Origin of the sequence: Neobacillus drentensis, from assembly GCF_036962765.1 — a bacterium.
Taxonomy (GTDB): domain Bacteria; phylum Bacillota; class Bacilli; order Bacillales; family Cytobacillaceae; genus Neobacillus; species Neobacillus drentensis_C.
The window spans coordinates 3,267-6,084 of record NZ_JBALOS010000216.1; the positions used below are offsets into that span (position 1 = coordinate 3,267).

The following is a 2,818-nucleotide window of genomic DNA, read 5'->3' on the forward strand; positions in this document are numbered from 1 at the left end:
TTCCTGACCCGCTTGCAATCATTGTCCGAATCGGATCATCTACCACGCCCATATGGAAGCTATCCAAGTCAATTACAATGATATCTGCTTTTGCCCCCACTCTAAGTCTGCCAAGGTCGTCCCTTCCAAGAAATTTGGCTCCTCCAATTGTCGCTGCTCGAAAAAGATCAGCATAGGATGAATCATCTACTTCTTTTTCAATCAGCCTGGATAGCATACTGCCCGTTCTTATATTTTGAAACATATCTGGTGGAAATGTATCAGTACCGAGTGCTAAATTGATTCCTGCCCTTTTGTATTTTGCAAATGATTCTAAAGCAGAACCATGTCTTCCGATAATCAAAGGACAATGGATTACTGTTGTATTTGTTTCTGTTAGGAGCGCTATATCATCGCCCTCACCGGATTGCGCTTCACTATAACCAGCAATAAAATGAGCATGTGGAATTCCGGTTTTGGGTCCTAAAAAACCAAGATTATACAAATAGCGAATAGGGGTCACACCATGTTTTTCAAGAATTGTATGATATTCAAAGCTCCCTTGTGCCGCATGGAGTTTGATAGGAACACCTAATTTTTCACTGTAATATTTAGTCTGTTTCAGGCTTTCTTCTGTTTGAGATTCTATTCGTTCAGGTGCCAGCATTCCTTTAACCAATCCATTATAGGCTCCATCAAATTCTTCAACAAAACTTACCGCACGCTTCAATCCTGCTCTCCCTGCTTCTTCATCCCAGAAAAGCTTGATCGTTCCATCTGTCTCGACGACTCTAATTCCAGATTGATAACTTGGTCCTAAGTAGATTCTTAATCCTAATCTGCCAGCATGATTGGCAGCTGCGGCTAGTTCCTCGTATGTTTCTGCCCATTTTTTATAAAAAACAGATGTAATCGGCATCGCAGTAGTAACCCCATTAAGAATCAATTGAGAATAGGCATAGAGTGATTTAAATGCTTCTTCTTCCGCTGTCATGACTTCATGATGTCCGTTGTCAACATAACACTTTGACCAGAGCAGGTTTTTCTGTTTGTCGCTACTTGCTTCTAAATGTAAAATATCGTGATCAATATCACCTAGTGCATTTAAATCGATAAACCCTGGACTAATGACAGATCTCCCAACATCAATGATTTCATCCACTTCTCCAGAGTAATTTTTTCCCACATAAATAATTGTATCGTTTTCATATACAACCTCTGAATCTTCTAAAATTACATGATCGTCCCCATCAAAACCAATCACATAACTTCCCTTAAGCTTGGTTACCATTTTTTTCTCCTTTCAATCAAGTAATACTGTACTTTTAAAATTATTGATTACTAGTTTAATTATAGAAAAAGGTAACCGGATTTATTTTCGGAATTATTACTCTTTTTTAAACTTTTTCTACTTCTTTTCTACATCATATTTACTTCAAATACCCTTTTGTTTAAATTTATTGAAAGAACAGAAGGGGAATCTTTGCTGAGGGGGTGTATGGAAATGAATGTCTTATTACTTGATGATGAACCATTAGAATTAGAACAACTAGAATACTTGTTGCAATCTAAATTTCCTTTTTGGAAGTTTTTCAAGGCGGCTGATGCGAGTCAAGCACATTCAATTAATCTAAATCATGATATCGATTTGGCTTTTTTAGATATTCATCTTCCAGGAAAATCTGGACTTGAATTTGGGGAAGAACTAAGACAAAGCAATAAAGATACGGAAATAATCATGGTTACAGCCTGCCAGGATTTCAGCTATGCTCAGCAATCGATTAGAATAGGGGTTGTTGCCTATTTAACGAAGCCCGTTGTCGAGAGTGATTTATTACAGATTTTATCAAAGTATAAAGAAGATCCGTTTTCTCAAAAATATTCCCACTTAATTCATTGTTCTCTGAAAGTCATCCATGAAAAATTTGCTGAAAAGATTTCACTCTCAGAAATCGCAAGTGAGGTTCACGTAAACCCTACCTATTTAAGTCGGAAATTTCATGAAGAAGTAGGCGTTCCTTTTTCGGAGTATTTAATTCAATTTCGAATCCAGACGGCGAAACGGTTATTAATCGCTAACCCAAACTGGACCATATCGGATATAGCAGAAAACTCAGGATTTAGAAGCCAAAACTATTTTAGTACATTATTTCGAAAAATGGAGGGAATCTCACCAAAGGAATATCGGGAGAAGGAAAAATCCCAACTGGTTAAATTGTAAGGGAAACCTTTTTAAAAGAATTGGGGAATTGGGTTAATTCATCGACAATGATCGATTATAAAAATACCCTATAGAATACGGAAAAGCCGATCATTACTGACCGACTAATTTATTTCATATTAAATTTATATACCTATTATGATCCTTAGTTGGCATGTCAGAAACGATCTTTGGATCAACCATTCCAGCAATCGTAGCAATTATTCTGTGTACTAGATTCAAATCTTTTATCAGCTTATTCATTTAAATAGTGTGTTAACAATAATTTCATGAGCTATCCATGAGAAAAAATTAGAAGAACCGTGAGAAATCCAAGCCGCAAGGAAGCCAAGTCTTAAGAAAAATATTGTAAAAACTACCCCCGGAAGGAAGTATAGCGGAAAGTTAAGTATGTCAGGACCATGCGCCATTGCGAAGCCTATATTGGTAAGGATAACCCATGACCATATATATTTTGGATTTTTCATAATAAACAACTCATTATAAATCTTTTTTATCCACTTATTCTCTTTTGCCAATCCAACAATAGCTATAGAAAGTCCCCCATATAGTAAATATCGGCAAATAAATTCCTCACTAAAGGGACTTATTACTGAAACTGAGAATATTAATCCTAAT

3 protein-coding genes are annotated in these 2,818 nt (G+C 36.2%); 1 reads left to right on the top strand and 2 read right to left on the bottom strand.

All coding sequences use genetic code 11. The features are described from left to right. Window positions 1-1,270, bottom strand: a 1,270-nt coding sequence (locus V7137_RS23505; protein ID WP_335700313.1) for a chlorohydrolase family protein, incomplete at its 3' end; no start/stop codon positions are given. A 213-nt stretch (window positions 1,271-1,483) separates the two neighbouring features. Between V7137_RS23505 and V7137_RS23510 the strand changes: the two genes are divergently transcribed. After that, a complete protein-coding gene (locus V7137_RS23510; protein WP_335700314.1) occupies window positions 1,484-2,200 on the top strand; it encodes a response regulator transcription factor in 717 nt (238 codons plus the stop codon). Between the two features lie 239 nt (window positions 2,201-2,439). On the opposite strand, the gene V7137_RS23515 is transcribed toward V7137_RS23510, so the two are convergent. Beyond that, window positions 2,440-2,818: CPBP family glutamic-type intramembrane protease (locus V7137_RS23515; protein WP_335700315.1), on the bottom strand; the 379-nt coding region annotated here is incomplete at its 5' end.